The following is a 25310-nucleotide window of genomic DNA, read 5'->3' on the forward strand; positions in this document are numbered from 1 at the left end:
TATAAGAGACAGCCCCCTGCCTGCCCCCCGGCGCCAACGGCGCCGTTGGCCAGTCGACGTTCGGAAGAGACTTCCGTGGGGCTGGCTGTAAAAACGACCGATTACCGCCCATATGCATGGGCCGGCTCGGATGCAAACCCCTGGATTCACTTGGAAACGATGGTGCCACCCCTTGGCACGTGGGTCGCAAAGGGCAACCCCCCGTAGCGTCATCTCGCTCCCCCAACCAGATCTCTTTTTCCCCGAGAGACACCATGCAGGCTTCCAACTCCTTCTCCTCCCCTGATTCGCTCTCCACCTACCTGTCGGAGATCAACCAGTACCCGCTGCTCACCCAGCCGCAGGAGCAGGAGCTGTCGAAGCGCTTCCGCGCGGGAGACCTGGCCGCGGGCCACCAGTTGGTGACGGCGAACCTCCGCTTCGTGGTGAAGGTGGCCTACGAGTACCGCTCCTACGGCCTGAAGATGTCGGACCTCATCCAGGAGGCGAACATCGGCCTGATGAAGGCCGTGCAGAAGTTCGATCCAGACAAGGGCATCCGCCTCATCTCCTACGCTGTCTGGTGGATTCGCGCGTACATCCAGAACTGCATCCTGAAGAACTGGAGCCTGGTGAAGCTGGGCACCACGCAGGCGCAGCGCCGCCTCTTCTTCAGCCTGGCCCGCACGCGCCGCGAGTTGGAGAAGATGGGCGCCGGCGACGCGAACGTCGTCAACGCCGAGGAGATTGCGCGCAAGCTGAACGTGAAGGCCTCCGAGGTGCGCGAGATGGAGCAGCGCATGGGTGGCCGTGATTTGTCCCTGGACGCGCCCATGGGCGAGGACGGCGACGCCACGCACCTGGACTTCGTGGAGTCCGAGTCCGTCTCCGCGGTGGACGAGGTCGCCGACCGGCAACAGGCCAACCTCACCCGCGAGCTCGTGCAGCGCGCCCTGCGCCGCCTGGACCCGCGCGAGCGCTTCATCATCGAGCAGCGCGTCATGGGTGACGCGGAGATGACGCTCAGCGAGCTGGGCGAGCACTTCGGATTCTCCCGCGAGCGCGCCCGTCAGTTGGAGATTCGGGCGAAGGACAAGCTCAAGCTCGCGCTGGTCACGCTGATGGCCGAGGCCGGCGTCGACGAGAGCACCCTCAACGCCTGAGCCTCACACCTTCCTGGGGAAGACGACGGCGCTCCAGTCCGGCCCGGCTGGAGCGCCGCCTCCCCGCACCGGCTCGACATGGAACGGGCTCACCCCACCCGCTCGAAGCGAATGTCGGCGTGCTGGCCATCCGAGGCGGCGAAGGCGAGCAGCCGCCCGCCCTCGTCGCTCAGCGCGGCGCGGTCCTCACGCGACAGCCGCGCGAAGGGCGTGATGCACAAGGTCGCGGTGCCGCGCGCACGTTCAATGCGCCAGGTACCTCGAACGAAGCCATCGACGAGGATGGTGGCGCGCACGATGCCGTTGATGGTGAAGACGCGCTTGCGGGCGGCATCGGAGATGATGCGCGTGCGGTCCGCGTGGGCCAGCAGCACGCTGTCGAATTCGGACAGGAAGCGGACGGGCGCGGGCGTGTCCGGGTCGGGCCTCCGGGCATTCGGGATGTCGAACAGCTCGACGCCGTGCTCGTCACGGAAGGCGCGCAGCTCAGGCCTCAACCGCTCCAGGACAGCGCCCATGCGTGGCAGGCCCGACCAGGCCTGCAGGTCCTTGGCGCTCGCGGGGCCAAACGCGGCGAGGTAGCGCATCACCAGCGCGTCTGGCGGCGCGGCGGGCTCGAAGCGCTGGCCGAGCCAGGACTCGGCGGTGGCGTACACCATCCGCTCGCCATGGCCCCACGTTCCACAGGGTGGCACCGTCACGAGCGGCTCCAGGCTCGAGAAGCCCAGGCTCAGGGCGCTCGCATCATGGCCGGGCCACCTCTCCTGGAGCCGCTGGCCCAGCTCGCCCCGGGGACTGGGACGTGCCTCCAGCAGCGCCCGTCCCTCCGCCACCAGCGCCTGGACCTCCACGCCCGCCAACTGCTTGCCATGGGAGGAGTGCTTCAGCCCCCTGTCCAGCGCGGGTTGCAGCACGGGACGCAGCGCGAGGCAGTCACGCGCGGTCACCAGGTGCAACGTCCCGCGCATCATCCCGGCGCGCACCACCTGGCGCTCGGTCATGAGCCGGGTCAGCGCCTCTTGCTGGAAGCCGTTCAGCCGCGTCCACAATGCGCCGTAGGGAGGATGGGTGGCCTGGGCTTGAAGCCCCACCAGGTGCTCAAGCGCCTCCATCACGCCCGCCCGGGAACGCTGCAACAGCCACTGACGCTGGAGCAGGGCCCGGTTGAGGGCCCGCTGCCCCAGGACCTGGGCCGGCAGCCGCCGCCGCGAGGAGGCGCGGACAGGCGGCGCGCTTCCTGATTCCTCCGTGGGTGAAGGCACTGGACTCAGCCCCCCTTCCCTCCGTGCCTTGCTGGAGCGTCCACGTTTGACACCCGCGGGGACGAGCATCGGCAACATCATCAAGAAGGGAATCATGTCGGGTGGCACCTGGGCGTGGGATGCGAACGCCCCTGGGTCGGGAGAACCCAAGGGGCTTCGTGGACGCCATCCTGGGACCCGCCCCTGACAGTCCTATGTCAGGAATGTGCAACCCGTTGGGCCCAGCTCAGCGCCGCGACATGCCGTGGAGCGCCATCACGAGGTGCTCGAAGGTGCGCCCGGGCAGCAGGCGCTTCGACACCAGGCCGATGCGCTGCGACAGGCGACCCACGGAGTAGCGCACGTCCACGCGCTGCCGCTCCACCAGGGCCAGGAGCTTCCGGGCGACGTGCTCGGGAGGAACGCCCGCGCCTTCTCCTGACTCCACCAGGTTCATGACGCGCTCGAAGGCCTCCTGGTAGGCGGACCCGGGACCGGACTGCCGGGCGCGCTGCCGGTACTCACGCACGCGCGTGAGGACATCCCCGGGCTGCAGCAGCGTGGCCTCGATGCCGAAGGCCGCGACTTCCTGCCGGAGGCTCTCCGTCATCCCCTCCAGGGCGAACTTGCTGGCGCTATAGAGCCCCTGGAAGGGAAGCCCTGCGGCGCCGCCCATGGAGCTGATGTTGACGATGAGGCCCGACCGCTGCGCGCGCATCGTGGGAAGCACCGCCCGGCAGACGCGCAGCGCGCCGAAGAAGTTGGTGTCCATCTGCCGCTGGGCTTCTTCGACGGACACGTCCTCCACGGCGCCGGCCATCACGAAGCCCGCGCAGTTCACCACCACGTCGAGCCGGCCCTCGGCCGCGAGCACCGACGCCACCGCGCGCTGAACGGAATCCTCATCCGTGACGTCCAACACGGCCATCCGGTGGTGGGCACCATCCGCGCGGGGATGGCGGCTGGTACCATGGACGGCGTGGCCATGTGCCCCCAGGAGCTCCGCGCAGGCCTGACCGATGCCAGAGGATGCGCCAGTGATGAGGACCACCTTGCGTCGCGACTTGCTCATGCGTGTTCCCGCCCAGGCTCGTGACGAGCATCAACGTGGGAGCTCATAGTGAACCTCATTGAACCCTGTGTCCTGGCGGGCGCGGTGGTGGGCACCCTCACCGGCGCCGTCCTGGGATTTCCCCATGGCCTGTTGTGGGGACTGGGCGGCATGGCGGCCGGCTTCGTCGGCGGCGTGCTCGTGCTGCCCTTCGTCATCCTCTTCCTCGTCATGGCTGGAATGGCGCTGTTCTTCTGGCCGCGCCACCTCCTCAGGCAGCTCCGGGGCACGCAACCCGGGACGGATGACGCGTCGCGAGAACACGGCGAACACTGAGGCGTCTGTCTTTACGAGTCGCCGAGTCCTCGCTTAAGAGGCCGGCTCATATGATTTCCACGGACAGTGCGCATTCCCGCCGTCGAGGCTCCTCCAATGTCATGGGCTTCCCATCGCCGCGCGTGAAGTCGCTCCTGGCGTTGATGCTCCTGTGCCTGGCCCCCGTCACCTGGGGCTGTGGTGGTTCGGAGCCGTCGCCCTCCCCCAGACCCGATGCGGGCCCCCAGCGGCCGGACGCGGGGGCATCGACGAACGACGCGGGCACGGATGCCGGGACGGAGGACCCCGACGCGGGAGAGCCGCCTCCGGGCTTCACGCTCCAAACCGCGTCCGAAGTGACACTCCGGTTCATCCCGGAGGCAAGCGCGGGGCTGAACGTCACCATCACCCGCGAGCCCACGTTCACCGATGCCGTGCACCTCTCCATCGAGGGGCTTCCCGAGCATGTGCACGTGACCACCGACGTCATCGCCGCCACGGAGTCCGAAGCCACGCTCTCGCTCGCCGCCCAGGAGTTCGCCCGCTACGGCAGTGTGCCCGTAACGCTGGTCGCGAGCGGCGGAGGGGCTCGCGTCGAGCATCCCCTGAACCTCGTCATCCGGCCCGGCCCGGCGGCGCTGGACACCTCGTTCGGCGGCAATGGCGTGGCGATGCCCGCCTTCGGCCACCCGGAGGTGCGCATCCACGCCCTGGCGGCGCAGCCGGACGGCAAGTGGATCCTGGCGGGCGCCACGGGCTCCACCGGCCTGCGCGACGTCCTGGTGGCACGTCTGCTCCCGAACGGGACGTTGGACCCTGCCTTTGGCACCCAGGGCACCGTCACCCTGGACGTCTGTGGCGGCGATGACTACGTGGACGCCGTCACCGTGCTGTCCGACGGGCGAATCCTCGTCGCGGGGGGCGCCATCGCGGGTCCTGGGAGCTGCTCGGGGAGGCAGTACCAGAGCCTGCTCTTCGCCCGGTACACCTCGGCGGGCGACCTGGACACCACCTTTGGCGACACGGGGGTGCGTACCTTCCAGATTTCCGCGGGCAACGCCACGCTGCATGCCGTCACGGTGGATTCGAGGGGGCGCATCGTCGGTGCCGGCACTGTGCAGCACGATGACCTGGACTTCGTCATCATGCGCCTGACGCCCACGGGCGCCGCCGATACGACCTTCAGCTCGGATGGACTGGCCTGGGATGACCTGGGCGCAGACGAGGACGGCCTGGCCGTTGTCACCCTGGCCGACGACCGCATCGTGGTGGCGGGAACCACGAATGCCAGCCGCAATCGCATGGCCTTGCGGCGCTACAACGTCAACGGCACGCCCGACTCGAGCTTCACGTACCGAAGCGCGTCGGATTGGCCTCGCCTCACCCCCCGGACCCTGCACCTGCTGGACGGGGGCAAGTTGCTGGTGGGCGGCAGCGGGCGGTGGAATGCGGGCACCGATTCCCCCAACAGCGGCGCGGTGACACGGGTCCACGCAAGCGGCAGCCCTGATACGAGCTTCGGCTGGGATGGCGATAGCGTCACCCACTGGTCCGCGCCAGGAGTCCAGCAGGAGCGGCTGGTGGGCACGGGCATCCTGCATGGCGGCGAGCTGGTCCTGGCGGTGGCCAGCACCATCAATGGCGCCACGGATGGCATCGGCCTCATCCACCTGTCCGCCGATGGGAAGACCGCCTTGCGGACGCACCGCACCAACCTGCCGGGCGCCGAGGTTGCCCTCGCCGCCGCGCTCGACACCGATGGCTCGATGTGCGTGGCGGGCCTCCGCGCCGACGAAGGCTCGTCCACCACGGCGCCCTTCGCGGCACGCTTCTGGCCCCACCGCTAAGCGGGGCGCCAGGGCCCCAAGCCCATGCGCTGGAGAATGACGTCCACCTCCTCGCGGGTGGACGTCGCATGCGACAGGACGGCCGGACGCATCCGGCCCTCACTCATGTCGCGCGCCCTTCCTGGCGCTGCCGCGCTCGGGCTTGCGGAGCTCCCGCTCCAGGGCATCCAGCCGGTCATTCCAGAAGCGCTCGTAGAAACGCAGCCAGTCGGCCGCTCCGGCCAGCGGCGCCGGCGCGAGACTGCACCGATGCGTGCGCCCCTCCACCGACCTGTTCACCAACCCCGCACGCTCCAGCGTCTTGACGTGCTTGGAAGCGCCCGCGAAGGACATGCTGAACGGCGCCGCCAGTTCGCCAATGCTCCTCGGTCCCGAGGACAGGCTGCGCAGCATCTCCCGCCGCGTCGGGTCGGAAAGCGCGTGGAAGACCGCGTCGAGCTGCTCGGAACGTTGCTGAACCATGGGGGTGACCATAACGACCTCCGCCCTAAATTAAACTACCCAGTTAAACAACATGCCAGAGGGGTGGGCAGGCGGGCAGCAGAAGGCGCTCGCGGACTACCCGCCCTTCGCGCGACGGCCGCGTCCCCAGGACCAGGCCAGAAGCACCAGCGGAATCAGGCCGGGGTTTCCGCCCCCTGCCGCCGCGCACCCGCCCGGCGCTGTTGCATCCCGCGGCTCGGAGCAGGGCAGCCACAGCCGGCACGCCGAGCCCGCCTTCACACAGGGATGCTCACCCTGCGCGCCGGTGCAGGCAGGCCCGAAGTGGCCCGCCTCGAGCCCCGCCACCGCGCAACTCCGGGTGCCGTCCGCCCGCGCGACACACGCCATGCCCACGGGGCAGTCCGCATGCGCACGGCACCACTGCGCGCAGGCGTCCACATCCGGGTCCACCAGCGTCCGGACGGGCGCGCCTCGCGAGGCGTCCTCGATGGCGACCTGGATGAAGTCCGCGTGCACGTCGACGCGGCTGTTCGTCCCCGTGGTGCAGGAGAGGTCACCAAACGAAGTCACACCGACCAGGCGCTCGACGCCGTCCTGTTCGATGAACACCGGGCCACCGCTGTCCCCGCCGCACGACATCGCTGGCGCCGCTTCGATGGAGAACGCGTCCGCTTCAACCGACGTGATTCGGGACAGGCCGCCACGGCGCAGGCCCGAGCCGCCCTCCCCGTCCGCGCCAAAGCCCACCACCCGCGCCAGCCGCCCCACGCCGTCAGCGGGAAACGCCCGCGCCGCCCAGGCCAGCGGAGCGACCGGCGCATCGCTGGCGAGAATCAACACGCCCAGGTCACTCACGCCCGGGCGCCACGCGGGATGGAGCCGGCCCTCCACCACGCGGATGCGCTGCGCGGCGGAGGCACGGGCTGTCTCCGCGGCGAACACCACCGAGAACACCCGTGGAGCATCCGCGTTCTCCACGCAGTGCGCCGCCGTCAGCACCACCCGAGGCGCCACCAGCGTGCCCGTGCAGAGCACGCGAGCCGCCTCGTCAGGCTCCCCACAGAAGGGCGGGACGGGAACGATGGCGGCCACCGTGGGGAAGCCCGGCTCGGGCGCTCCGCCCACCACGGCCCGCCGCGCCGGGGTGAGCGTCTCCGGGGAGACGGGAACGACAGAAGGACCGCACGCTCCCGCCGCCAGCAGGAGTCCCACGGCGGCGGACGTGACGTCACTCGCTGTCGAAGTCGCCCTGCGGAACATCCGTGGCGACGCCCGCGACATCCCAGTACTTCCACTCACCCGTCTTCTCCCCCTTCTCGTACTGGCCCTGCACGGCCAGCGCGCCATGGGGGTGCCACTCCGAATAAGCGCCCTGCGAGCGATGCCCCGCCAGCGTCCCTTCCGCCCACTTCGAGCCGTCCGAGCGCCAGGCGGTCCACTTCACCGGGCCGGAGCCGGGTGAATGGAGCTCCTCGCGGTTCTTCTGGCCCTCCTCGTAGTAGAGGGTCCACAGGCCCTGCTTGAGCCCGCCACGATAGTCACCTTCGAACTGCTTCACGCCGTCCTCGAAGTAGCTGACCCAGCGGCCCTCCATCTTCCCGTCGACGTAGGTGCCTTCCGTCTTCAGCGCCCCGGTGGCGTGCCACTCCGCCCAACGGCCGTGCTTCTTCCCGTCGGGCCGGGCACACCACTGGAGGACTCCGTCGGGCGGCGCGCGGCCCTGAAGCTGCGCGCCATCAGGACAAGGCCCGGAAGCCCGGTTGCAGCCCAGGGCCATCCCCGCGACGAGCACCCGCACCGCACCTGTCAGCACGCGCTTCTTCAACTGCACGAACCCACGCCGCTGCAGCTGCAGTTGTTGCGCGCGAACGAGTAATCATCCGACGCCGCCGCGAAGCTGCCCAGGCCGTAGTCGTGCTTGGCGCAGTCCTGCGTGTAGGCCGTGGTGCCCACGCAACGCGGCAGGCTGGTGACGCCGCAGCCCTGCCCGCAACGGCCCTTGCAGCCGTTGCCCGAGCCGCCGGTGCAGCCGCAGCCCATGCCCGCCGTGCGGTAGTAGCCAGAGCCGATGTACTGCCGGCCGCAGGAGCAGGAGATGTGCGTCCAGCCGCGCTCGGACACGTACTCGTACGCCGTGAGGACCTCGCCCACGGGGACGATTTGCATGAAGCTCGTCTGGCGCTCGGCGGCGTCCTCGACGCGGGTGCGGCCCTCTTCGGGGAGCTCGCGGGCAAGCCCCTCCATCAGCGACGCGAGCAGGTGCGAATGGGCCGCGTCCAACGGGCTGCCCGACGGCATGAACTGGCCTACGCCCTGATTGAAGTCGATGTGGAACCCGATGACGGGGTCGCCAAAGTCGTACGTCACCTCGACGACGTTGGCCTGCGTCTCCACCGCGAGCATCCGCACCACAGCCCCCCCGGAGCCGTACGTGGCCTCCAGCGTCGTCGCGTCGTGCTGAAGGACCTTGAAGCCCTCCTGCGCGATGGACTGTTCAGGCGGCGCGCCGGAACAGCCCACCACGACCGCCAGCGACAGGGCACAGAGCAGCAGCCTTTTCATGTCTCTCTCGATTCCAGGGCGTGAAATTCTCAATGCCCGAGAATCTAGAAACATACACACATGGGCGTCAACGGGCTTACCCTGAAATCAATACCATCCCGGCTTAGGCTCGACACCCCGGCGATGGACGCCGGTCTCAGGAGAGTCCCATGCCCCAGAATCGCGCAACCCTGATGTGCATTGCCGCCCTGCTGATGGCTGGCTGTGGTGGAGCCATGGACGAAGCCACGGCGGAGCCTGCCACGACGGAGTCCGCGTCCCAGGCGCTCTACCCGGAGTATGACCCGGACATCCACTGCCTGGTCTCGTCCCAGTACGTGTCCTGCCGCAGCGGACCGACGATGTACGCCTACTACAGCCCGGACTGGGGCTACTACATCAACCGCGACGTCTGTGGCCGCAACGGGCCGCTCATCTGTCCGCTGTACTGATTCACAGGACGGGCATCCATCCCCGGCGCGGGCGGTGCTATCAAGCACCGCACCATGCCTGAAACGCCCCCTTCCCTGTTCGATGCGGTGCCCGCGGAGATGGACTTTCCTTCCGACGAGCGCCGCATCCAGGCCTTCTGGAAGGACCGCCGCATCTTCGAGCGCTCGCTCGAAACGCGTGAGGATGCCCCCAGCTTCGTCTTCTACGAGGGCCCGCCGACCGCCAACGGCCTGCCGCACAACGGCCACGTCCTCACGCGCGTCATCAAGGACCTGTTCCCCCGCTACAAGACGATGACGGGCCACTACGTCCCCCGCAAGGCCGGCTGGGACACCCACGGCCTGCCCGTGGAGGTGGAGGTCGAGAAGGAACTGCGCATCCACGGCAAGGCGGAGATTGAGCGCTACGGCGTGGAGCCCTTCACCGAGCGCTGCATCGAATCCGTCTTCCGCTACACCTCCGAGTGGGAGCGGCTCACCGAGCGCATCGGCTTCTGGGTGGACCTGAATCAGGCCTACGTCACCTACCACCGTCCGTTCGTGGAGAGCGTGTGGTGGGCGCTGGCGGAGCTGCACCGCAAGGGCCTGCTGTACCAGGGCCACAAGGTGGTGTGGTGGTGGCCGCAGGGCGGCACCGCGCTGAGCGCCGCGGAGGTGGGCCTGGGCTACAAGACGGTGGACGACCCGAGCGTCTACGTCGCCTTCCCGCTGCGCGACACGCCGGACACCGCGCTGGTGGTGTGGACGACCACGCCCTGGACGCTGCCGTCCAACATGTACGCGGCCGTCAACCCGGGCGTGGACTACGTCACCGTGGACGCGGGCGAGCGCAAGCTCATCGTCGCCGCGGCGCTGCGCGAGGCGCTGGCGAAGAAGCTCAAGCAGGACCTGCCGGTGCTCGCCACGCAGAAGGGCAGCGACCTGGTGGGCCAGCGCTACCAGCCGCCCTTCGACCTCTACCACCAGCGCGCGGGCGACACGCGGCTGCCGCTGAAGGACGGCGGTGAGGACGCGCAGGCCTGGCGCGTGCTGGGCGCGGACTTCGTGACGCTCGACAGCGGCACGGGCATCGTCCACATCGCCCCGGCTTTTGGCGAGGACGACTACGAGGCCTTCCGCAAGGACAAGGCCCGCTTCGCCCAGCCGGAAGCGCTGGAGCTGTTCTGCGCGGTGAAGCCGGACGGCACCTTCTCCGACGACGTGCCGCTCGTCGCGGGGCGCTTCGTGAAGGAGGCGGACAAGGACATCCAGCGCCACCTGAAGGAGCGCGGGCTGGTCCTCTTCACGGAGCAGTACAAGCACGAGTACCCCTTCTGCTGGCGCGCGGACGACGACCCGCTCATCCAGTTCGCCCGGCCCGCCTGGTACATCCGCACCACGTCCGTGAAGGACGAGGCGATTGCCAACAACCGCGCCGTCAACTGGGTGCCCGAGCACATCAAGGAAGGCCGCTTCGGCGACTTCCTGGCCAACAACGTGGACTGGGCCCTGTCGCGCGAGCGCTACTGGGGCACGCCGCTGCCGCTCTGGGTGCACTCGGAGACGGGCGAGGTGGAGGCCATCCCCTCGCTCCAGGCGCTGCGCGAGAAGCCGGGCAACAACGTGGCCGCGGTGGAGGCGGAGCTGAATGCCTTCCTCGCGGGCAAGCCCCACGAGGCCAACGCCAGACACCTCATCGTCCACAAGCCGTGGATCGACAAGGTGACGTTCGAGAAGCCCGGCATGCCGGGGCGCTTCCAGCGCGTGCCCGAGGTCGTCGACGTGTGGTTCGACTCCGGTTGCATGCCCTTCGCGCAGTGGGGCTTCCCGCACGCGCCGGGCTCGCGGGAGATCTTCAACCGCGCCTTCCCCGCGGACTTCATCTCCGAGGCCATCGACCAGACGCGTGGCTGGTTCTACTCGCTGCTGATGGTGAGCACGCTCCTCTTCGACGAGGAGACGCAGGCTCGCATGGGCCTGTCACCCCAGCGCGGCTGGCCGCAGCCGTACAAGAGCTGCATCGTGCTGGGCCACGTCTCCGACAAGGAGGGGCGCAAGGAGTCCAAGTCCAAGGGCAACTACACGCCGCCGGAAATCATCCTGGACGAAGTGCGCATGGACTTCGCGGTCCTCACTGCCACGGAGGCCGGCGTTCCGGGTGAGCCGGGCGTGGCGCTCATCGCTCGCGAGGACCTGGAGGGCCTGGACATCCAGGAGGGCGCCAAGGTGCAGCTCTTCCGGCCAGACCGTCCGGACGTGGTCATCACCGCGACGGTGAAGGCGCACAAGAAGCTCAAGCGCCGCGTGCTGCTGCTGGCGCCCGCTGACCTGCAGACGCTGGACGTGGCGCCCTCCGCGCGTGGCGCCAGTGTCATGCCGGTGGAGGTGCCCCGGTTGGCGCCTTCCGAGCGCGTGGTGCTGAAGGACCCCGCCGCCAAGGCGCCGGGCGCGGACGCGTTCCGCTGGTTCTTCTACGCGGCGAGCCCCACCTGGTCGAACACGCGGCACTCGCTGAGCAACGTGCGACTGTTGCAGAAGGACTTCCAGGTCAAGCTGCGCAACGTCTACTCGTTCTTCACCATCTACGCGAACATCGACGGTTTCAACCCGGCGGCCGGCAACACGGACGCGACCGACTCGCCGTGGGAAGCCATCCGCCGCAGCCAGGGCTGGCGTGAGGTGAAGGCGCGGCCGGTGCTGGACCGCTGGATTCTGTCCGAGGTCCACCTCACCCTGCGCGACGTCACCAGCGCGCTGGACACCTACCAGGTCTACGACGCGGCCCAGCGGATGGTGGCGCTGGTGGACGCGCTGTCCAACTGGTACCTGCGCCGCAGCCGGTCGCGCTTCTGGGCGCCGGGCTTCGAACAGGACAAGCAGGACGCGTACTTCACGCTCTACGAGGCGCTCACCACCATTGCCTCGCTGTCCGCGCCCTTCATCCCCTTCTTCGCCGATGAGATGTGGGGCAACCTGGTGCGCAAGCCCTGGCCCACCACGCAGCCGGAGAGCGTCCACCTGGCGCGCTTCCCCACCGTGGATGCGTCCCTCATCGACGAGGGGCTCGCGGCGGAGATGGGCGCGGTGAGGGACCTGGTCTCCCTGGGCCTCAAGGTGCGCACGGACAACCGCCTCAAGGTGCGCCAGCCGCTGTCGCGTGCGGACGTCATCCTGGCGCGCAAGGAGCTGACGGACCGCGTGGCGGTGTATCGCGACCTCATCGCGGACGAACTGAACGTCCACGAGGTGCGCTTCGTGGAGCCGGGCAGCCCGGAGGCGGACGTGGTGCGCTTCCGCGTCCGGCCCAACCTGCGCGCGGTGGGCGGACGGCTGGGCCCCAAGCTGGCCCCGGTGCGCAAGGCCTTCGACACGGGTGACGGCGCCGCGCTGCACCGCGAGTTGCTCCAGACGGGCCGCGTGGCCATGACGGTGGCCGGCGAGGACCTGGTCTTCACCGCCGAGGAGCTGGAGACGCTGGTGGAGGCCAACCCCGGCTACGCCGCCGCCGGCATGGGCGTGGGCGTGGTGGTGCTCCACACCGAGCTGACCGAGTCCCTGGTGGATGAGGGCCTGGTGCGCGAGCTGCTCGCCCGCGTGCAGGGCGCGCGCAAGGACATGGAGCTGGGCTACACCGACCGCATCCAGCTCTGGGTGGACGGCGACGCGCGCGTGAAGCGCGTGACGGACGAAGCACGGGAGTTGATCGCTCGGGAGACGCTGGCCTCCAGCATCCTCGTGGGCCCCGAGGGCCTCACCGGCAAGGAAGAAGAAGCCAGCATCAACGGCCTGCCCGCGCGCATCCGCGTGGAACGGGCCTGAGCCGCGAAAAAACACGGGCTGCCTCATCCCCGCGATGAGGCAGCCCGCAAGTCACGGCACCCCGGCGCTGCCCTTCCCACGTGAAAAAGGGCCGTGCCAGCCTTCACTCAGCTCAAGGTGAAGGTCGTGTCGTTCCGGTACAGCAACGCCTGGGACCCGTTGGAAGCGATGGCGCAGAACAGCTTTCCCGTTGCCAGCTTCATGACGTCATTCCCCGGCTTCGAATATTTCGACATTTACTGCTTTTGCTCGATTACTAAAACGTAAGACAGGCTGTCAATCAAGACCCAGACCCCTGTCCGCCACGACGCCCAGACTCGCTTCTTCCTGGACGGAGCCGCGCGAAGCCCCGCCCTGCGGTGTCACCCTCCGTCAGGACTGAGCGGTGGGACGGACGATGATTTCGTTCACGTCCACGTCGTCGGGTTGCTCGATGGCGAAGGCGATGCTCCGCGCAATGGCCTCCGGCGGAATCGCCACCCGCCGGTATTCGCGCATGCCCTCGCGCGCGACCGGATCGGAGATGGAGTCGGCGAGCTCGGAGGTCGTCACGCCCGGTGAAATGACGGTGACCCTGATGTCGCCGCCAACCTCCTGCCGCAGGCCCTCGGAGATGGCGATGACGGCGTACTTGGTCGCGCAGTACACGGCGGCCGTGGGCACCACCTGGTGGCCACCAATGGAGGAGAGGTTGATGAACTGGCCGGAGCGCTGCGCCTGCATGATGGGCAGCCCCGCGGCGATGCCGTGCAGGACGCCGCGGATGTTGACGTCAATCATCCGGTCCCACTCCTCGACCTTGAGCGCCTCCAACTTCGACAGCGGCATCACGCCCGCGTTGTTGATGATGACGTCGATGCGGCCGTGCTCGGCGCGGACGAAGCCCATGAAGGACTCGACGTCGTCCCGCTTCGTGACGTCCAGCTTCCGGTAGCGCGCGGAGCCGCCCTCCGCGCGGATGGCGGACACCAGGGTTTCGAGCCGGTCCGTCCGGCGCGCGCCCAAGACAACGTGCGCCCCACGCTTCGCGAGCAGGCGAGCCGTCGCCTCCCCGATTCCGCTGCTCGCTCCGGTGATGGCAATGACCTTCCCTTCAATTCCAGACATATGGATGCGCCTCGTGACTGCGGAGTGGATGACCGCAATCTGTGCGCTGGCGCCGCTGAAGCGATATGCCGATGCTGCCGGGTTCTTGCCCAATCCTGCACGAACGGATGAATCCCCTGGCCCGGAGGTACGGGCCGCATACGCTCCTCCCCCCAATATCCGGCCGAGCTGGCCGGGGCACTCGGTGGGCGATGAGGGCCCCTCGCAGTTCAGCCGGGAGTACAGCCGGCTGTCTGGCGCGCCGCCCTCGCGAGACGTCTCCCGGCTGCGGAGGCCAGGCACCGGCCCGGCAGGCCAATGCGTCAACTTGACGCACACTTCACTGCCATCGCCGGGATATGACGTGCGGGTGTCCACCGCGCCGACTCACACCGAGGCGCCGTCGCCTGACGTCCTGTCCTCGCCCCCGCGCTCCGCCTTCCGACGCTCCACCGGGGACATGGCGGCGCGATTGTCCTCCAGCGACATCGCGCTCGGGTGGCTGGTCCGCCTGCGCTGGCACGCCGTCGCCGGACAAGCGCTGACGGTGGGCGTTGCCGTCCGGGTGCTGGAGCTGGAGTTGCCCGTGATGCCCCTGCTGGCCCTGGTGGCCACGACGGCGGTGTCCAACCTGCTCCTCGCGCTCTGGCTCCGCCGCGAGCCCGAGGTCCGTCCCGGCCTGCTGGGCGCCGTGCTCGCGTTCGACACCGCGCTGCTGACGGGGCTGCTCGCGCTGTCCGGTGGCCCGGCCAACCCGTTCGCCATGCTGTATCTCGTCCACGTGACGCTGGCGGCCATCGTGCTGGGCCCCCGTTGGACGGCGCTCATCGCGATGCTGTCGGTGCTGGGCTCGACCAGCCTCTTCGCCTGCCATGTCCCACTGCCCGACACGGTGAACCCGCCGGGCAGCCACGGCCTGGACTCGCTCCACGTCGTGGGCATGTGGGTCGCCTTCACGCTGACGGCGCTCATCATCGGCTTCGTCGTCGCCCGCGTGGCCGCCGCGCTGAGAGACCGGCATGCCGCGCTGGCGCGCACGCAGCGGCTGGCGGCGCGCGCGGAGAAGCTGGCGTCGCTGTCCACGCTGGCGGCCGGCGCGGCACACGAGCTGGGCACGCCGCTGGGCACCATCGCCATCGCGGCCAACGAACTGGACGCGCTCATCCTGGAGGCGCCCCAGGAAGCGCTGGAGGATGCCCGCCTCATCCGGGACGAGGTGGAGCGCTGCCGGGACATCCTGGAGCGCATGAGCGCCCGCGCCGGACAGACGATGGGCGAGGTCCCCGAACGGACGACGCCGAGCGACGTGCTCGCCCGCCTCCGGGAACAACTGGGCACCGCCGACCAGGCGCGCCTCCAACTCGAGCCCGGCCCGGACGTGCCCTTCTGGTGCCCCGTGCGAGGACTGGTGCAGGTCCTGACGAACCTGGTGCGCAACGGGCTGCATGCCAGCGAGGCCACCGGAGCGAACGTCGTGGTGTCCGCGCACCGCGAGGAGGACCGCCTGCGCTTCATCGTGGAGGACCGGGGCACCGGCATCCCGCGCGCGCTGCTGCCCCGGCTGGGCGAGCCCTTCTTCACCACCAAGCCCGCGGGCCAGGGCATGGGGCTGGGCCTGTTCCTCACCCAGACGTACGCCGAGCTGTGTGGAGGCCGCCTGGAGCTCAGCTCCGAGGAGGGACAGGGAACGCGCGTGACGCTGGAGCTGCCCTTGAGGAAGGAGTCGTCCGATGCCACCAGGTGAAGCCCCCGCCACGGTGCTCGTCACCGACGACGACGAGCGATTCCGAGAGCGGCTGGTGCGCGCCTTCGTGCGGCACGGCTTCCAGGCTCACGGCGCGGCCAGCGCGCACGCGGCGCTCGAGGCCGCGCGGGCGTTGCGTCCGGGTTACGCCGTCGTCGACCTGCGCCTGCCCGACGGCTCCGGCCTGGAGTTGGTGCGCGAGCTGAAGGCCCTGGACGCGAACACCACCGTCGTGGTGCTGACGGGCTACGGCAGCATCGCCACGGCGGTGGAGGCCGTCCGGCGAGGCGCCACACACTACCTGGCCAAGCCCGCGGACGTGGACGACATCCTGCTGGCCTTCGCCGGCGCCACCCTCCCCTCCGGGCAGGAGGCCGCGCTCACCCACGAGGTGCCCTCCCTGGCGCGCGCGGAGTGGGAGCACATCCAGCGCGTGCTCGCCGACTGTGGGGGCAACATCTCCCAGGCCGCCCGGTTGCTGCGCATCCAGCGGCGGAGCCTGCAACGCAAGCTGTCCAAGTACCCCGTTCCCAAGTGAGCCCCCGGGGTGCGTCAGCAAGACGCACGAAACGCGGCGCCCAAGCCGGTAGGGTGGAAGGTGTCAGGAGGTCCGATGTCCCCGCCACGCGCGAGTGCGCTGCTGCTCACCATCGTCGTGTCCGCCGGAGGCTGTACCAAGACGCCCACCGAGGAGGTCCGGAAGGAAGCCAACGGCAGCATCCAGTGCCAGACGCTCCAGCACCTGGCCTGCACGGGCCTCTACGGCGAGGGCGGCACCGGGTGGGCGACCCGGGCGATTCCCCCCGAGGTGCGCCCCTACGAGCCCGGCCTCCAGCTCTGGAGCGACGGCCTGGACAAGACGCGCTTCATCTACCTGCCGCCCGGCACGAAGGTGGACACGTCCAAGAGCGACGAGTGGCGCTTCCCCGTGGGCACGAAGCTCTGGAAGGAGTTCAGTTGGAAGGGGCGGCCCATCGAGACGCGCTTCCTCTGGAAGCGCCCGGACGGGAGCTGGCTGCGGACCACCTACCGCTGGAGCGACGACGGGAAGACGGCGCTCGAGTTGACCAGCGGTGAGAAGGACGTGCCCGGCACGGAGGGCTACGAAATCCCCAGCCAGCAGGACTGCCAGTCCTGCCACCGAGGTCGCGGCGACGAGGTGCTCGGCTTCGAGGCCGTCGCGTTGGCCCACGACGGCGCGCGAGGCCTCACGCTGGCGAAGCTGGTGGAGGAGGGACACCTGAGCCACCCGCCCGCGCAGGTGCCCCGCATTCCTGGCACGCCGGTGGAGCAGGCCGCCCTGGGCTACCTGCACATGAACTGCGGCGTGTCGTGCCACAGCGCCAACCGCATGGCGCTGGGCAACAGCTCCGGCCTGCACCTGCGCCTGGAAGCGGGCGAGCTCGGCTCCGTGCAGGAGACGGACACCTGGCGCACGTCCGTGAATGTGAAGGCGCTCATCCAGACGTCGGGCATGTTCGGGAAGAGCTCGCAGCGCGTCGCGCCGGGTGACGTCCAGCACAGCTCGCTGCTCTACCGGATGGGCCAGCGCGGGGACTTCATGCAAATGCCACCCCTGGGCACCCTCGTGGTGGATGAACAGGGTCGGGCGCTCATCCAGCGCTGGATTGAAGCGATGCCCGTGAAGAAGGGGGGGTAGGCGCCATGCTCTACTCAGGGGTGTTGCTCCTCCACTCCTGGCTGCGCTGGGCGGTGGTGGTGCTGGGAGTGCTCGCGCTCGTGAGGGCGCTGATGGGCTGGGCGCGAGCCCGTGACTGGACGCCCGACGACCGGCGGCTCCAGGTCTTCTTCGTCTCCGCCTTCGATATCCAGATGCTGCTGGGGATGACGCTCTACTTCGCGCTCAGCCCCGTCACGCCCCGGAGCCTGGACGCGCTGCGGATGGGCATGTCCATCAGCCACCTGCGCTTCTTCAGCCTGGAGCACCCACTGCTGATGCTCCTGGCCCTCACGGCCGCGCACGCCACCTCCGCGATGACGCGGCGGGAGGCGCCCGCCCAATCCAAGCACCGCACCTGGGCGGTGGGGCTCCTGCTGGCCATGCTGTTCGTCGCACTGGCCATTCCCTGGCCCGGCTTGCCCCACGGACGGCCCTGCTCCGGGACTTCTAGCCAGACAAACCGTTAGAGTGCCGCGCATGCGCGGACACAGAAACTGGGCAGGCACGTCAGTGATTGCGGTGACGCTTTGGCTCGCTTGCGGCGTGGCGATGAGCGGCTGTGGAAGGGGCAAGGAGCGCGCGGCGCTCGCCACGAAGCTGGAGCAGCGCATCCGCTCCGCCACGGAGGTAGGAGATGCCTTCCACCTGTCGGAGGTGACGGACTTCGACTGGGACACCCTCCACGTCTTCACGCCCTACGTGGTCGCGGAGGAAGTCCGCCAATCGCTCGGCAACGACTGGTCCGGCGCGCGAGACATCTACGAATCGGAATGTCTGCTCGTCTTCGTGAAGGAAGGACGGGTCGTCATGGACCTCGAATTCCCTCGGATGAAGGGGGACTTCTCGGCCATGAAGAAGTACCGCTTCTCGCGCGATGAGGCCCGGTTCGCCGCGCCCAAGGACGGCAGGCGCCTGACGCACGCGATGGATGCGCCCTGAGTCTCCGGACGCGGCGGCGTGCCTCGGCCCGCGAGGAGAGGCACGCCCGCGAGCACCGCTAAGCTTTCACCCACTTGCTTAGGAGCACGTCCCAGCGCATCTCCTTGCCATGAAGCGGCTCGGCCTGGTTGCTCGCGAAGCTGCCCGTCGCCGTCACGTTCGTGCACCCAATGGCCGCCAGGTAGGCAAGACAGTCCGTGGTGAACTGATTGGCCTGGCTGTGATTGTGGGCCCCCATGGCGCCATACATCTTCGAGCTGCCAGGACCGTCGTAAGTGAAGTTCTGCACGTAGTACAAAGGCACGTCAGTCGCTCCTCGTGAAGGCGTTGGTTGCCGTCCCGACTATCGCACTTTCCGCCCCTCCTGCTAAAGTGCGCTCGGAGCAACATCCCAGAGGGAGGCCCCCCGCACACGACGCGTCAGGGCCCCACCTCCACCGCCCCGGCGGCTCCTGCCGGGCGACGGCTTCAGCCGGGTCAGCACCGGGCTCTCGCGCATCGTGAAGTAGCCGGCGCCGCGCGGAACGCATAGCGCTTGCGGCAGGTGCGCAGCATCCAGGCGAACCTGGACCGCGCTATGCCTTCAGCGCGGCCACCAAATCGCCCGCGGCCAGCCATGAAACGGATTCCGCGGAGGTGTGGAGGAAGCGCAGCGCATAGCCCTCGCTGCCGGCCGGGAGCGAGGGGTGGTCCGTCATCCCCGCGAAGAACGTGGGCGCCGAGCCAGGCGCGAAGGCGTGGCTGGTGGCATCCACTTCAAGGCCACGCAGCCTACGCAGGAAGGCGGCGGTGTCCTCGTCCGAGCCCCGCTTCAGGACGGACACCGTGCCATCCCGGCGCCGGACCTGCACCGTGCGACTGCGCGCGGCGACGTGAAGGCAGGCCAGCTCCCAGGGCGTGGGGCGGGCGCCGGTTCCGAAATAGGCCAGGGTGTCCTTTCCAAGGTTCGCGAGCTCGCCTCGCGAGCTGTGCACACTCTGGAAGCCATCCTCGGGAGGAACCTTCACATCCACCCAACGGAGCTGCTTCTCGACGAGGTCGATGACGAGCGGCGTCGGTCCCCAAGGACAGCCGCGTCAGCCGGTTGACGGCCAGTGCATACACGCGCTCGGCGGCCTCGAGCGCCGTGGGCTTGAGGAACGGCTCGGACGGAGACAAGCGACGGTGACAGATGGGACACGCGCTGTAGTCGCTTCCGTCGTAACACCGCTCGCAGACCAGGTGGGCGCACGGCGACAGCGCACGCACCGTGCCCTGCGCGCCGCAGTGGATGCACGGCTGTTCCGGCGACTGGAACAACCAGCCCAGCATCCGCTGCACGTACAACTGCCGGGTGTCGTGCGGCACGCTCTCGGGGAAGTTCCGGAACAATGGAACGAAGGGCCGGTTGGCTCCCCGGAGCGCCGCACAGTTGTCGTAGATGAAGCGGCCGGAAGCCGCCATGATCTCGGTGGGCAGCGCGAGCAGCGCCTCCCGGAGCGCGCCGTCCAGCGTGTAGCCCCCCCCCCGCGAGGTCTGCCTCCAGGGCATCCATGCCTTGCTCCCGCGCCTGCGAGTCACCGCTGGGCGCAAATCCCGAGGGGAGGAAGACAAGCCCCGTGGTCCGGAGCAGCAGCGCGGCTGTATCGCCCATCACGTCGAGCGAAGGGGAGCCCATGGTGACTCCAGACGAGAGGAAAAAACGGGGCGGAGAGCGGATCCGCTACCTCTAAACGCCCGATCATGAATCTCGCACGCGCTCAGGCGGCGCGCCGCAGATGGACCTTGCGGAGGATAGGACTGGCACGCCGCTGGGCGTTGCGAGCGTGCAGGTAGGCATGGACGCGCCGCATGAGCTTCTGGAGGGTGCGGCAGCGATGGTTGCGAGTGACGTTGGCGTGGAGGTCCAGCCAGACGCGCTCAATGCGATTGGCGTCCGGGCAGTAAGGCGGCAGGAAGTGGAGGACAATCCGGCCGCCGAGTTGCTCGAGCGCCTTTGTCGTATTCTGGCTGCTGTGGATGGAGGCGTTGTCCAGGATGAGGTGGATTCGTGGGGCGCCAGGGTACTCACCGGCGATGCGCCAAAGCAGTTGGATGAAGAGTGAGCAACTCCCGTGTCCACGTCGGGTGGCACCAACCCACCTCTTCGGGAGTACCCGCCAGCACGCGCGAGAGAATGGCGAGGAAGCGCTCATCCACCTTCGCCTCGCCATTGGCCGCTCTGCGGTCCACCAGGGCTTTACGCCGTCCCCTCAGGTAGCGATTGACCGCAGAGACAACTGTGGAGGTGGCGCACGCCAGAGCACGCGCTACCTGCCTGCGCGATTCGCCGCGCGACACTCCCACCACCGCCATGCACCGCCGCAGGGTGAGCGGGCAGCCGCTCCTTTCACCCCAACGGATGAGGGAGCGACGCTGCAGCCGCGAAAGACGGGGCCTACCTTTGTCCCTGGGCGGGACCTTTCTGATTCCTGGTCTTCTGCGCACACAGAGCCGAGCGGGATGTGCCCCTGCCTCTTCCTGTCGCCCCGCGCGCCTGCCCGCTCACCAACCTCGATCGAGAATCACGAGCGGTGGTTTAAGCCCAAGCACCCACAGTGGCCTGGAAGCCCACGCCCCTGCAGCCTGACGCCTGGATGGGACGCTTGGGCCCGCATGTGCCCCGAGGGGCGGCACAGCCTCTGCTCCGGCCCGGCGCACAGCCCGCGTGTCACCCTCCTGCGGCCCTTCTTGGCCCCTCTTCACCAGCCCGACGCCCTCAACAGGGCTCCTATCCGTCTACACTTGACTACGATTCGTCGATTTACTAATCCTCATCCCATGAAGCCAATCCTTGCCAAAGCGGCGGCACTCGCGAACCCCAATCGGCTGCAGATCCTCGAACTGCTGGAGGCCCCAAGCCTGCACTTTGGCCCAGGGCAATTCGACGAAAGCGCGGGCGTGTGCGGTCTGTACATTTCAGAGAAGTTGGGCATTTCGGCGCCCACCGCATCCGCGCATTTGAAAGTGCTGACCCAGGCGGGATTCCTGACTTCTTTGCGGATCGGAAAATTCACTTACTTCAAGCGAGTGCCCGCCGCGATGGACGAATTCGCCGAAGAGATCCGCAAGCTTTGAGCAAGCGATTGCGCGCCTGCTGATTTCTCCCACTGAACCAGACCGCATAAGGACCTGAATCCCCTTGCAGGGGATGACTGCACATCAACGATTAGTCATTTAGCTAATTATCAAACCAAATCTCCCGCCCTCATCGGCCGACCATCACTTCCCGCCAACCACGTTAAATATGAAAAACTCCACCAGAATTTATCTGCTGTCATTTATCAGCTTTTTGATCGGAACCGCCGAATACATCATTGCCGGCATTCTTGATCAGATCGCGCAAGACCTGAATTTGCCCGTGCCGGTCATCGGCCAGATGATCACCGTGTTCTCGATTGCCTTCGCCGTCGGCACGCCACTCGTTATCACCCTCACGTCCAGCGTCGACCGCAAGAAGTTGCTGATCTTCTTCATGCTCGTCTTCGCCGCCGCCAATCTGGTTACCTTGGCACTAAGCGATTATGGCTGGTTGAACGCGTCGCGCGCCGCCTCTGGACTGAGCGCGGGCGTCGTGGAAGTCATCGCGTTGACCCTGGCCGCCACGCTCGCCGCACCCGGAAAGAAGGCCGGCGCCATTGCGATGGTCGTCATCGGTTTCAGCGCGGCCTTGGTCGTTGGCGTCCCGCTGGGGCGCGTAATTTCCGGCATCATGGACTGGCGGTACATCTTCGCCGGTCTGGGCGTACTGACGCTCGCGTCGCTGGTCCTGGTCGTTCGTGCCATTCCCAGCACCCGGGGCGAGGCCGCCGTGCCGCTGAAGCATCAACTCAAGCTGCTGAAGAATGGCCAGATATCCATCGTCTATGTCATGACGTTTTTCTGGATCAGCGCCTTTTCCATTATCTATTCCTACATATCGCCGTACCTTGCCAACGTCGCCCGCATGGCTGACGGCACCATCAGCATCATGCTGTTGATCTGTGGCATCGCAAGCATCATCGGTTCCAGGCTGGGCGGTTGGTTCACCGACAAGTCCGGCTACGCACCCACGCTGCTTGCCGGGTTTGCCGTCCACTGCGCAACGCTGGGGTTGTTCTTCCTCTTCGGACAGTCCGCCTGGATCATGTACGCGTTGTTGATCACGTGGTCCCTATCCGCCTGGTCTTCCGGCCCCGCCCTGCAATTTCGCCTGATCAGCCTAGCTCCGGAATCCACCAGCATCATCTTCAGTTGCTATACCTCGATGATCCAGTTCGGCATGGCCGCGGGAGCGATTGCGGGCGGCGTGGTGATCCAAATCGGTTCGCTGGATCAGCTCCCAAGCGTCGGCGCGGCCAGTGTCCTGGTGTCGCTGGTACTGTTGGCGACGGTGGCTTCGGAAAAAGCAAGGTCAGGGCACAAACTCGGTTTGCCAGGAAGAAAAGCCTGACTCCGGCGTCTATCGTGCGACGGTCTCGCCTGCGACCATGGGACGAGCGCTGGCCTCGGTGGGCGCGCGGCGGAAGCGGCCCCGCCCTGTGGTGCGCTGCCCCTGGCCCGAGCGTCAGCGGCAGCAGCGGCTGTGGCAACTGAAGTGCCGGGCGGTCTACGCCCGGCCCGAGGAGCCCGTCTGCTACGAGGACGAGATGGACGTGCATCTCAACCCCAAGGTGGGGCCCGATTGGATGCTGCCTGGAGAGCGGCGAGAGGTCGTCACTCCGGGCAACAACCAGAAGCGCTACGTGGCCGGAGCGCTCAACTCACGTACGGGCGAGCTGACGTGGGTGAAGGGGGAGCGGAAAACGAGTGCTCTCTTCATCGAGTTGGTGCGCGCGGTGAGCGAGGCCAACCCCATGGCCAGACGCCTGCACTTCATCCTGGACAACGCGGCCACGCACTCCAGCAAGAAGACAAAGAAGGCGCTGGCCGAGATGGGCGAACGGATGGTGCTGCACTTCCTGCCGCCGTACTGCCCCGAGGGCAACCGCATCGAGCGGGTCTGGTGGGACGTGCATGCCAACGTCACCCGCAACCACCGGTGCAAGAAGATGTCGGCGCTCATTGCCGAGGTGGATGCCTATCTGGAAGCTCGCAACGCTCAGCAGACTGCGAGTCCGCTGCTGCGCGCCGGTCCCGCTCGACGCGCAGCATGAGATCGTTCGAGAATTACAAGCGGTCGCTTAGAGTGAGAAGGAAGCACACCCAGGGCCGCCCCGAGGGAAACCCTACCAGGGCCCGGCGGGGCGCCGCTACCGTTGTAGCACGCGGTTGTCCCCCCCTACGCGGGCCAGCCCTCGCGACTCAGCGCGCCCCCCTGCCTGAGCCTGGCGAGCGCTCCGCCTACAAACTTCCCGGTGCACTTCACCCGTGTCCTCGAGGAGCGTCAGCCCTCGTGGACCTGGACCGGACGGAGCCGTCAGACTGCGAGACATGAACCTCTCGCGAGCCGCCCTTCTCGTCCTGCTCCAGCCGCTGGCCGTCCAGGCCGCGGAGTACCGTGTGGGCCCTGACCAGCAGTACACCCGCCTGGGTGACGTGCCTTGGGAGTCACTCGAGCCCGGAGACACCGTCTTCGTCCACGCACGGCCCACGCCCTACGCGGAGAAGTGGGTCCTGGGCCGCCGGGGCACAGCCGCCGCGCCCATCACCGTGCGCGGCGTGAAGGACGCGCAGGGCAACCTGCCCGTCATCGTCGGCGAGAACGCCACCACGCGCTCGCAGCTCAACTATTGGGGCGAGGAGCGCGGCATCCTGAAGATTGGTGGCTCCAACCGGCCCGCGGACACAATGCCCGCGCACCTGGTGGTGGAGAACCTCCACCTGCGCCGGGCACGCGGCGCCTTCACCGGCCGCAACGGCGCGTCCACCTACCTGGACAACGCCGCCGCCATCTTCATCGAGAAGGGCGAACACATCACCATCCGGGGCTGCGTGCTCGAGGACAGCGGCAACGGCCTGTTCGTCGCCAACCAGGCGTCGAATGTCACCGTCGAGCACAGCTACATCCTGGGCAACGGCAACACCGGCAGCATCCTCGAGCACAACGCGTACACCGAAGCGCTGGGCATCACCTACCAGTTCAACCGCTTCGGCCCGCTCTGCAGCGGATGTCTGGGCAACAACCTGAAGGACCGCTCGGCGGGCAGTCTCATCCGGTACAACTGGATTGAGGGAGGTAACCGGCAGCTCGACCTGGTGGACTCGTCCAGCGGCACGCTGCGCGCGGCGCCGTCGTATGCGCGGACCTTCGTCTACGGCAACGTCCTGTTGGAGCCCGAGGGCGCGGGCAACCGGCAAATCGTCCACTTCGGTGGCGACTCCGGCAACACGGCCAACTACCGGGGCACGCTCTACTTCTTCCACAACACCGTGGTGTCCAGCCGCACGGACCGGACCACGCTGTTGCGGCTGTCGCACCAGAACCAGACGGCACATGTGACGAACAACGTGGTGCTGGTGGCCTCGGCCAATGGCAACACGCTGTCCCTCACGGACGAGGCGGGCACGCTCCGACATGGGGGCAACTGGTACAAGCCCGGCTACGTGAGCACCTTCGGCACGCTCACGGGCGCCGTGGTGGATGCGGGAGGGAATCTCACCGGAACCGACCCCGGGTTCATCAGCCTCGCCGGACAGGACTTCCGCCTGGCCGCGGCCTCCGCCCTGAGAAGTCAGGCGGTGGCACTCCCCGCCGAGACCAGCAGCGAGCCCGTCACCTGGCAGTACGTGAAACACACGGCGGGTGAGCCGCGCGCCCAGGTGAGCCCGGCCCACATCGGCGCGTATGGGGATGCCTCCGAGCCAGGGACCGAGACACCGGACGCAGGCACGGGCACCGAGCCCGACGCGGGAACAGGAACCCCCACGGATGCGGGCACGACGCCGCAGCCGGACGACGCCGAGAGTTCGGGTGGCTGCGCGGCCGCTGGCGCCAGCTTCGCCGGCCCACTGGCGTTCGCGATTCTCGGCATCCTGGGACGCCGGAGGCGAAACCCGGCGCGAGGCCAGTAGAGCCATGGGGAGCCTCGA

At 68.1% G+C, this 25310-nt stretch carries 25 protein-coding genes and 1 pseudogene; 14 read left to right on the plus strand and 12 right to left on the minus strand.

The window, feature by feature from the left end; all coding sequences use genetic code 11:
• The first annotated feature begins 254 nt into the window (after positions 1 to 254).
• Positions 255 to 1142 carry an RNA polymerase factor sigma-32 gene (locus FMQ63_RS18870; RefSeq protein ID WP_011556153.1) on the plus strand — a complete coding sequence of 296 codons (888 nt, stop codon included), beginning with the start codon at positions 255 to 257 and terminating at the stop codon, positions 1140 to 1142.
• An 89-nt stretch (positions 1143 to 1231) separates the two neighbouring features.
• Here the strand turns inward: FMQ63_RS18870 and FMQ63_RS18875 are convergent, their stop codons facing one another.
• Complete coding sequence (locus FMQ63_RS18875) at positions 1232 to 2500, minus strand: winged helix DNA-binding domain-containing protein (RefSeq protein WP_225909520.1); 1269 nt, start codon at positions 2498 to 2500, stop codon at positions 1232 to 1234.
• A 130-nt stretch (positions 2501 to 2630) separates the two neighbouring features.
• Complete coding sequence (locus FMQ63_RS18880; RefSeq protein WP_011556155.1) at positions 2631 to 3455, minus strand: SDR family oxidoreductase; 825 nt, start codon at positions 3453 to 3455, stop codon at positions 2631 to 2633.
• A 48-nt stretch (positions 3456 to 3503) separates the two neighbouring features.
• On the opposite strand from FMQ63_RS18880, the gene FMQ63_RS18885 reads away from it, so the two are divergent.
• Together FMQ63_RS18885 and FMQ63_RS18890 are read left to right on the plus strand one after the other, a co-directional pair.
• A complete protein-coding gene (locus FMQ63_RS18885) occupies positions 3504 to 3770 on the plus strand; it encodes a hypothetical protein (protein ID WP_011556156.1) in 267 nt (88 codons plus the stop codon).
• A gap of 101 nt (positions 3771 to 3871) precedes the next feature.
• Positions 3872 to 5596 (plus strand): hypothetical protein, encoded by a 1725-nt coding sequence (locus tag FMQ63_RS18890; protein WP_225909521.1) that lies wholly within the window; start codon positions 3872 to 3874, stop codon positions 5594 to 5596.
• A gap of 99 nt (positions 5597 to 5695) precedes the next feature.
• On the opposite strand, the gene FMQ63_RS18895 is transcribed toward FMQ63_RS18890, so the two are convergent.
• The 4 genes from FMQ63_RS18895 to FMQ63_RS18910 all read right to left on the minus strand — a co-directional run bounded on the left by FMQ63_RS18895 (position 5696) and on the right by FMQ63_RS18910 (position 8602).
• Positions 5696 to 6070, minus strand: coding sequence for a helix-turn-helix transcriptional regulator (locus FMQ63_RS18895; protein ID WP_011556159.1), 375 nt, complete (start codon positions 6068 to 6070; stop codon positions 5696 to 5698).
• 84 nt (positions 6071 to 6154) lie between these two features.
• Positions 6155 to 7252 (minus strand): trypsin-like serine protease, encoded by a 1098-nt coding sequence (locus FMQ63_RS18900; protein ID WP_011556160.1) that lies wholly within the window; start codon positions 7250 to 7252, stop codon positions 6155 to 6157.
• A 16-nt stretch (positions 7253 to 7268) separates the two neighbouring features.
• Positions 7269 to 7871 carry a toxin-antitoxin system YwqK family antitoxin gene (locus FMQ63_RS18905; RefSeq protein ID WP_011556161.1) on the minus strand — a complete coding sequence of 201 codons (603 nt, stop codon included), beginning with the start codon at positions 7869 to 7871 and terminating at the stop codon, positions 7269 to 7271.
• Positions 7862 to 8602, minus strand: a complete 741-nt coding sequence (locus FMQ63_RS18910) for a hypothetical protein (protein ID WP_011556162.1) — start codon at positions 8600 to 8602, stop codon at positions 7862 to 7864. The genes FMQ63_RS18905 and FMQ63_RS18910 overlap by 10 nt, the downstream gene beginning before the upstream one ends.
• A 149-nt stretch (positions 8603 to 8751) precedes the next feature.
• Between FMQ63_RS18910 and FMQ63_RS18915 the strand changes: the two genes are divergently transcribed.
• Positions 8752 to 9033 (plus strand): hypothetical protein, encoded by a 282-nt coding sequence (locus tag FMQ63_RS18915; RefSeq protein WP_011556163.1) that lies wholly within the window; start codon positions 8752 to 8754, stop codon positions 9031 to 9033.
• 54 nt (positions 9034 to 9087) lie between these two features.
• A complete protein-coding gene (ileS, locus tag FMQ63_RS18920) occupies positions 9088 to 12831 on the plus strand; it encodes an isoleucine--tRNA ligase (RefSeq protein WP_011556164.1) in 3744 nt (1247 codons plus the stop codon).
• A gap of 372 nt (positions 12832 to 13203) precedes the next feature.
• On the opposite strand, the gene FMQ63_RS18925 is transcribed toward ileS, so the two are convergent.
• Complete coding sequence (locus FMQ63_RS18925; RefSeq protein ID WP_011556166.1) at positions 13204 to 13938, minus strand: SDR family oxidoreductase; 735 nt, start codon at positions 13936 to 13938, stop codon at positions 13204 to 13206.
• 307 nt (positions 13939 to 14245) lie between these two features.
• Between FMQ63_RS18925 and FMQ63_RS18930 the strand changes: the two genes are divergently transcribed.
• The 5 genes from FMQ63_RS18930 (at position 14246) to FMQ63_RS18950 (ending at position 18281) form a co-directional block, all read left to right on the plus strand.
• Entirely contained in the window at positions 14246 to 15661 is a 1416-nt protein-coding gene (locus FMQ63_RS18930; RefSeq protein ID WP_225909997.1) for an ATP-binding protein, read from the plus strand.
• The gene (locus tag FMQ63_RS18935; RefSeq protein ID WP_011556168.1) at positions 15648 to 16199 is read left to right on the plus strand and encodes a response regulator transcription factor; all 552 of its coding nucleotides are present in this window, start codon (positions 15648 to 15650) and stop codon (positions 16197 to 16199) included. The genes FMQ63_RS18930 and FMQ63_RS18935 overlap by 14 nt, the downstream gene beginning before the upstream one ends.
• Positions 16200 to 16274: 75 nt before the next feature.
• Entirely contained in the window at positions 16275 to 17321 is a 1047-nt protein-coding gene (locus tag FMQ63_RS18940) for a hypothetical protein (protein ID WP_216609135.1), read from the plus strand.
• A 5-nt stretch (positions 17322 to 17326) separates the two neighbouring features.
• Positions 17327 to 17809, plus strand: coding sequence for a hypothetical protein (locus FMQ63_RS18945; RefSeq protein WP_011556170.1), 483 nt, complete (start codon positions 17327 to 17329; stop codon positions 17807 to 17809).
• 10 nt (positions 17810 to 17819) lie between these two features.
• Positions 17820 to 18281, plus strand: coding sequence for a hypothetical protein (locus FMQ63_RS18950; protein ID WP_225909523.1), 462 nt, complete (start codon positions 17820 to 17822; stop codon positions 18279 to 18281).
• A 58-nt stretch (positions 18282 to 18339) separates the two neighbouring features.
• Here the strand turns inward: FMQ63_RS18950 and FMQ63_RS18955 are convergent, their stop codons facing one another.
• The 5 genes and pseudogenes from FMQ63_RS18955 to FMQ63_RS38050 form a co-directional block, all read right to left on the minus strand.
• A complete protein-coding gene (locus FMQ63_RS18955) occupies positions 18340 to 18585 on the minus strand; it encodes a hypothetical protein (protein WP_011556172.1) in 246 nt (81 codons plus the stop codon).
• 271 nt (positions 18586 to 18856) lie between these two features.
• On the minus strand, positions 18857 to 19294 hold the full coding sequence (locus FMQ63_RS38035; protein ID WP_011556173.1) for a hypothetical protein: 438 nt from the start codon (positions 19292 to 19294) through the stop codon (positions 18857 to 18859).
• A gap of 184 nt (positions 19295 to 19478) precedes the next feature.
• Positions 19479 to 19811 (minus strand): annotated as a pseudogene (locus tag FMQ63_RS38750) (RING finger family 4 domain-containing protein); the annotation flags it as partial.
• A 209-nt stretch (positions 19812 to 20020) separates the two neighbouring features.
• Positions 20021 to 20356 carry a transposase gene (locus FMQ63_RS38045; protein WP_228556451.1) on the minus strand — a complete coding sequence of 112 codons (336 nt, stop codon included), beginning with the start codon at positions 20354 to 20356 and terminating at the stop codon, positions 20021 to 20023.
• The gene (locus FMQ63_RS38050) at positions 20328 to 20615 is read right to left on the minus strand and encodes a helix-turn-helix domain-containing protein (RefSeq protein ID WP_074960277.1); all 288 of its coding nucleotides are present in this window, start codon (positions 20613 to 20615) and stop codon (positions 20328 to 20330) included. Before FMQ63_RS38050 ends, FMQ63_RS38045 begins: the two co-directional genes overlap by 29 nt.
• A gap of 465 nt (positions 20616 to 21080) precedes the next feature.
• On the opposite strand from FMQ63_RS38050, the gene FMQ63_RS18970 reads away from it, so the two are divergent.
• From FMQ63_RS18970 to FMQ63_RS18985, 4 genes are all read left to right on the plus strand, one after another.
• Positions 21081 to 21377: a helix-turn-helix transcriptional regulator gene (locus FMQ63_RS18970; RefSeq protein WP_011556175.1), complete on the plus strand. Its 297-nt coding sequence runs from the start codon at positions 21081 to 21083 to the stop codon at positions 21375 to 21377.
• A 169-nt stretch (positions 21378 to 21546) separates the two neighbouring features.
• Complete coding sequence (locus FMQ63_RS18975) at positions 21547 to 22731, plus strand: MFS transporter (RefSeq protein WP_011556176.1); 1185 nt, start codon at positions 21547 to 21549, stop codon at positions 22729 to 22731.
• Positions 22640 to 23434, plus strand: a complete 795-nt coding sequence (locus tag FMQ63_RS18980; protein ID WP_225909524.1) for an IS630 family transposase — start codon at positions 22640 to 22642, stop codon at positions 23432 to 23434. Before FMQ63_RS18975 ends, FMQ63_RS18980 begins: the two co-directional genes overlap by 92 nt.
• A 277-nt stretch (positions 23435 to 23711) precedes the next feature.
• Positions 23712 to 25292, plus strand: a complete 1581-nt coding sequence (locus FMQ63_RS18985; RefSeq protein WP_011556178.1) for a right-handed parallel beta-helix repeat-containing protein — start codon at positions 23712 to 23714, stop codon at positions 25290 to 25292.
• The last annotated feature ends 18 nt before the right edge of the window (positions 25293 to 25310 follow it).

This window comes from Myxococcus sp. CA005 (assembly GCF_006518205.1).
GTDB classification, from domain to species: Bacteria; Myxococcota; Myxococcia; order Myxococcales; family Myxococcaceae; genus Myxococcus; species Myxococcus xanthus.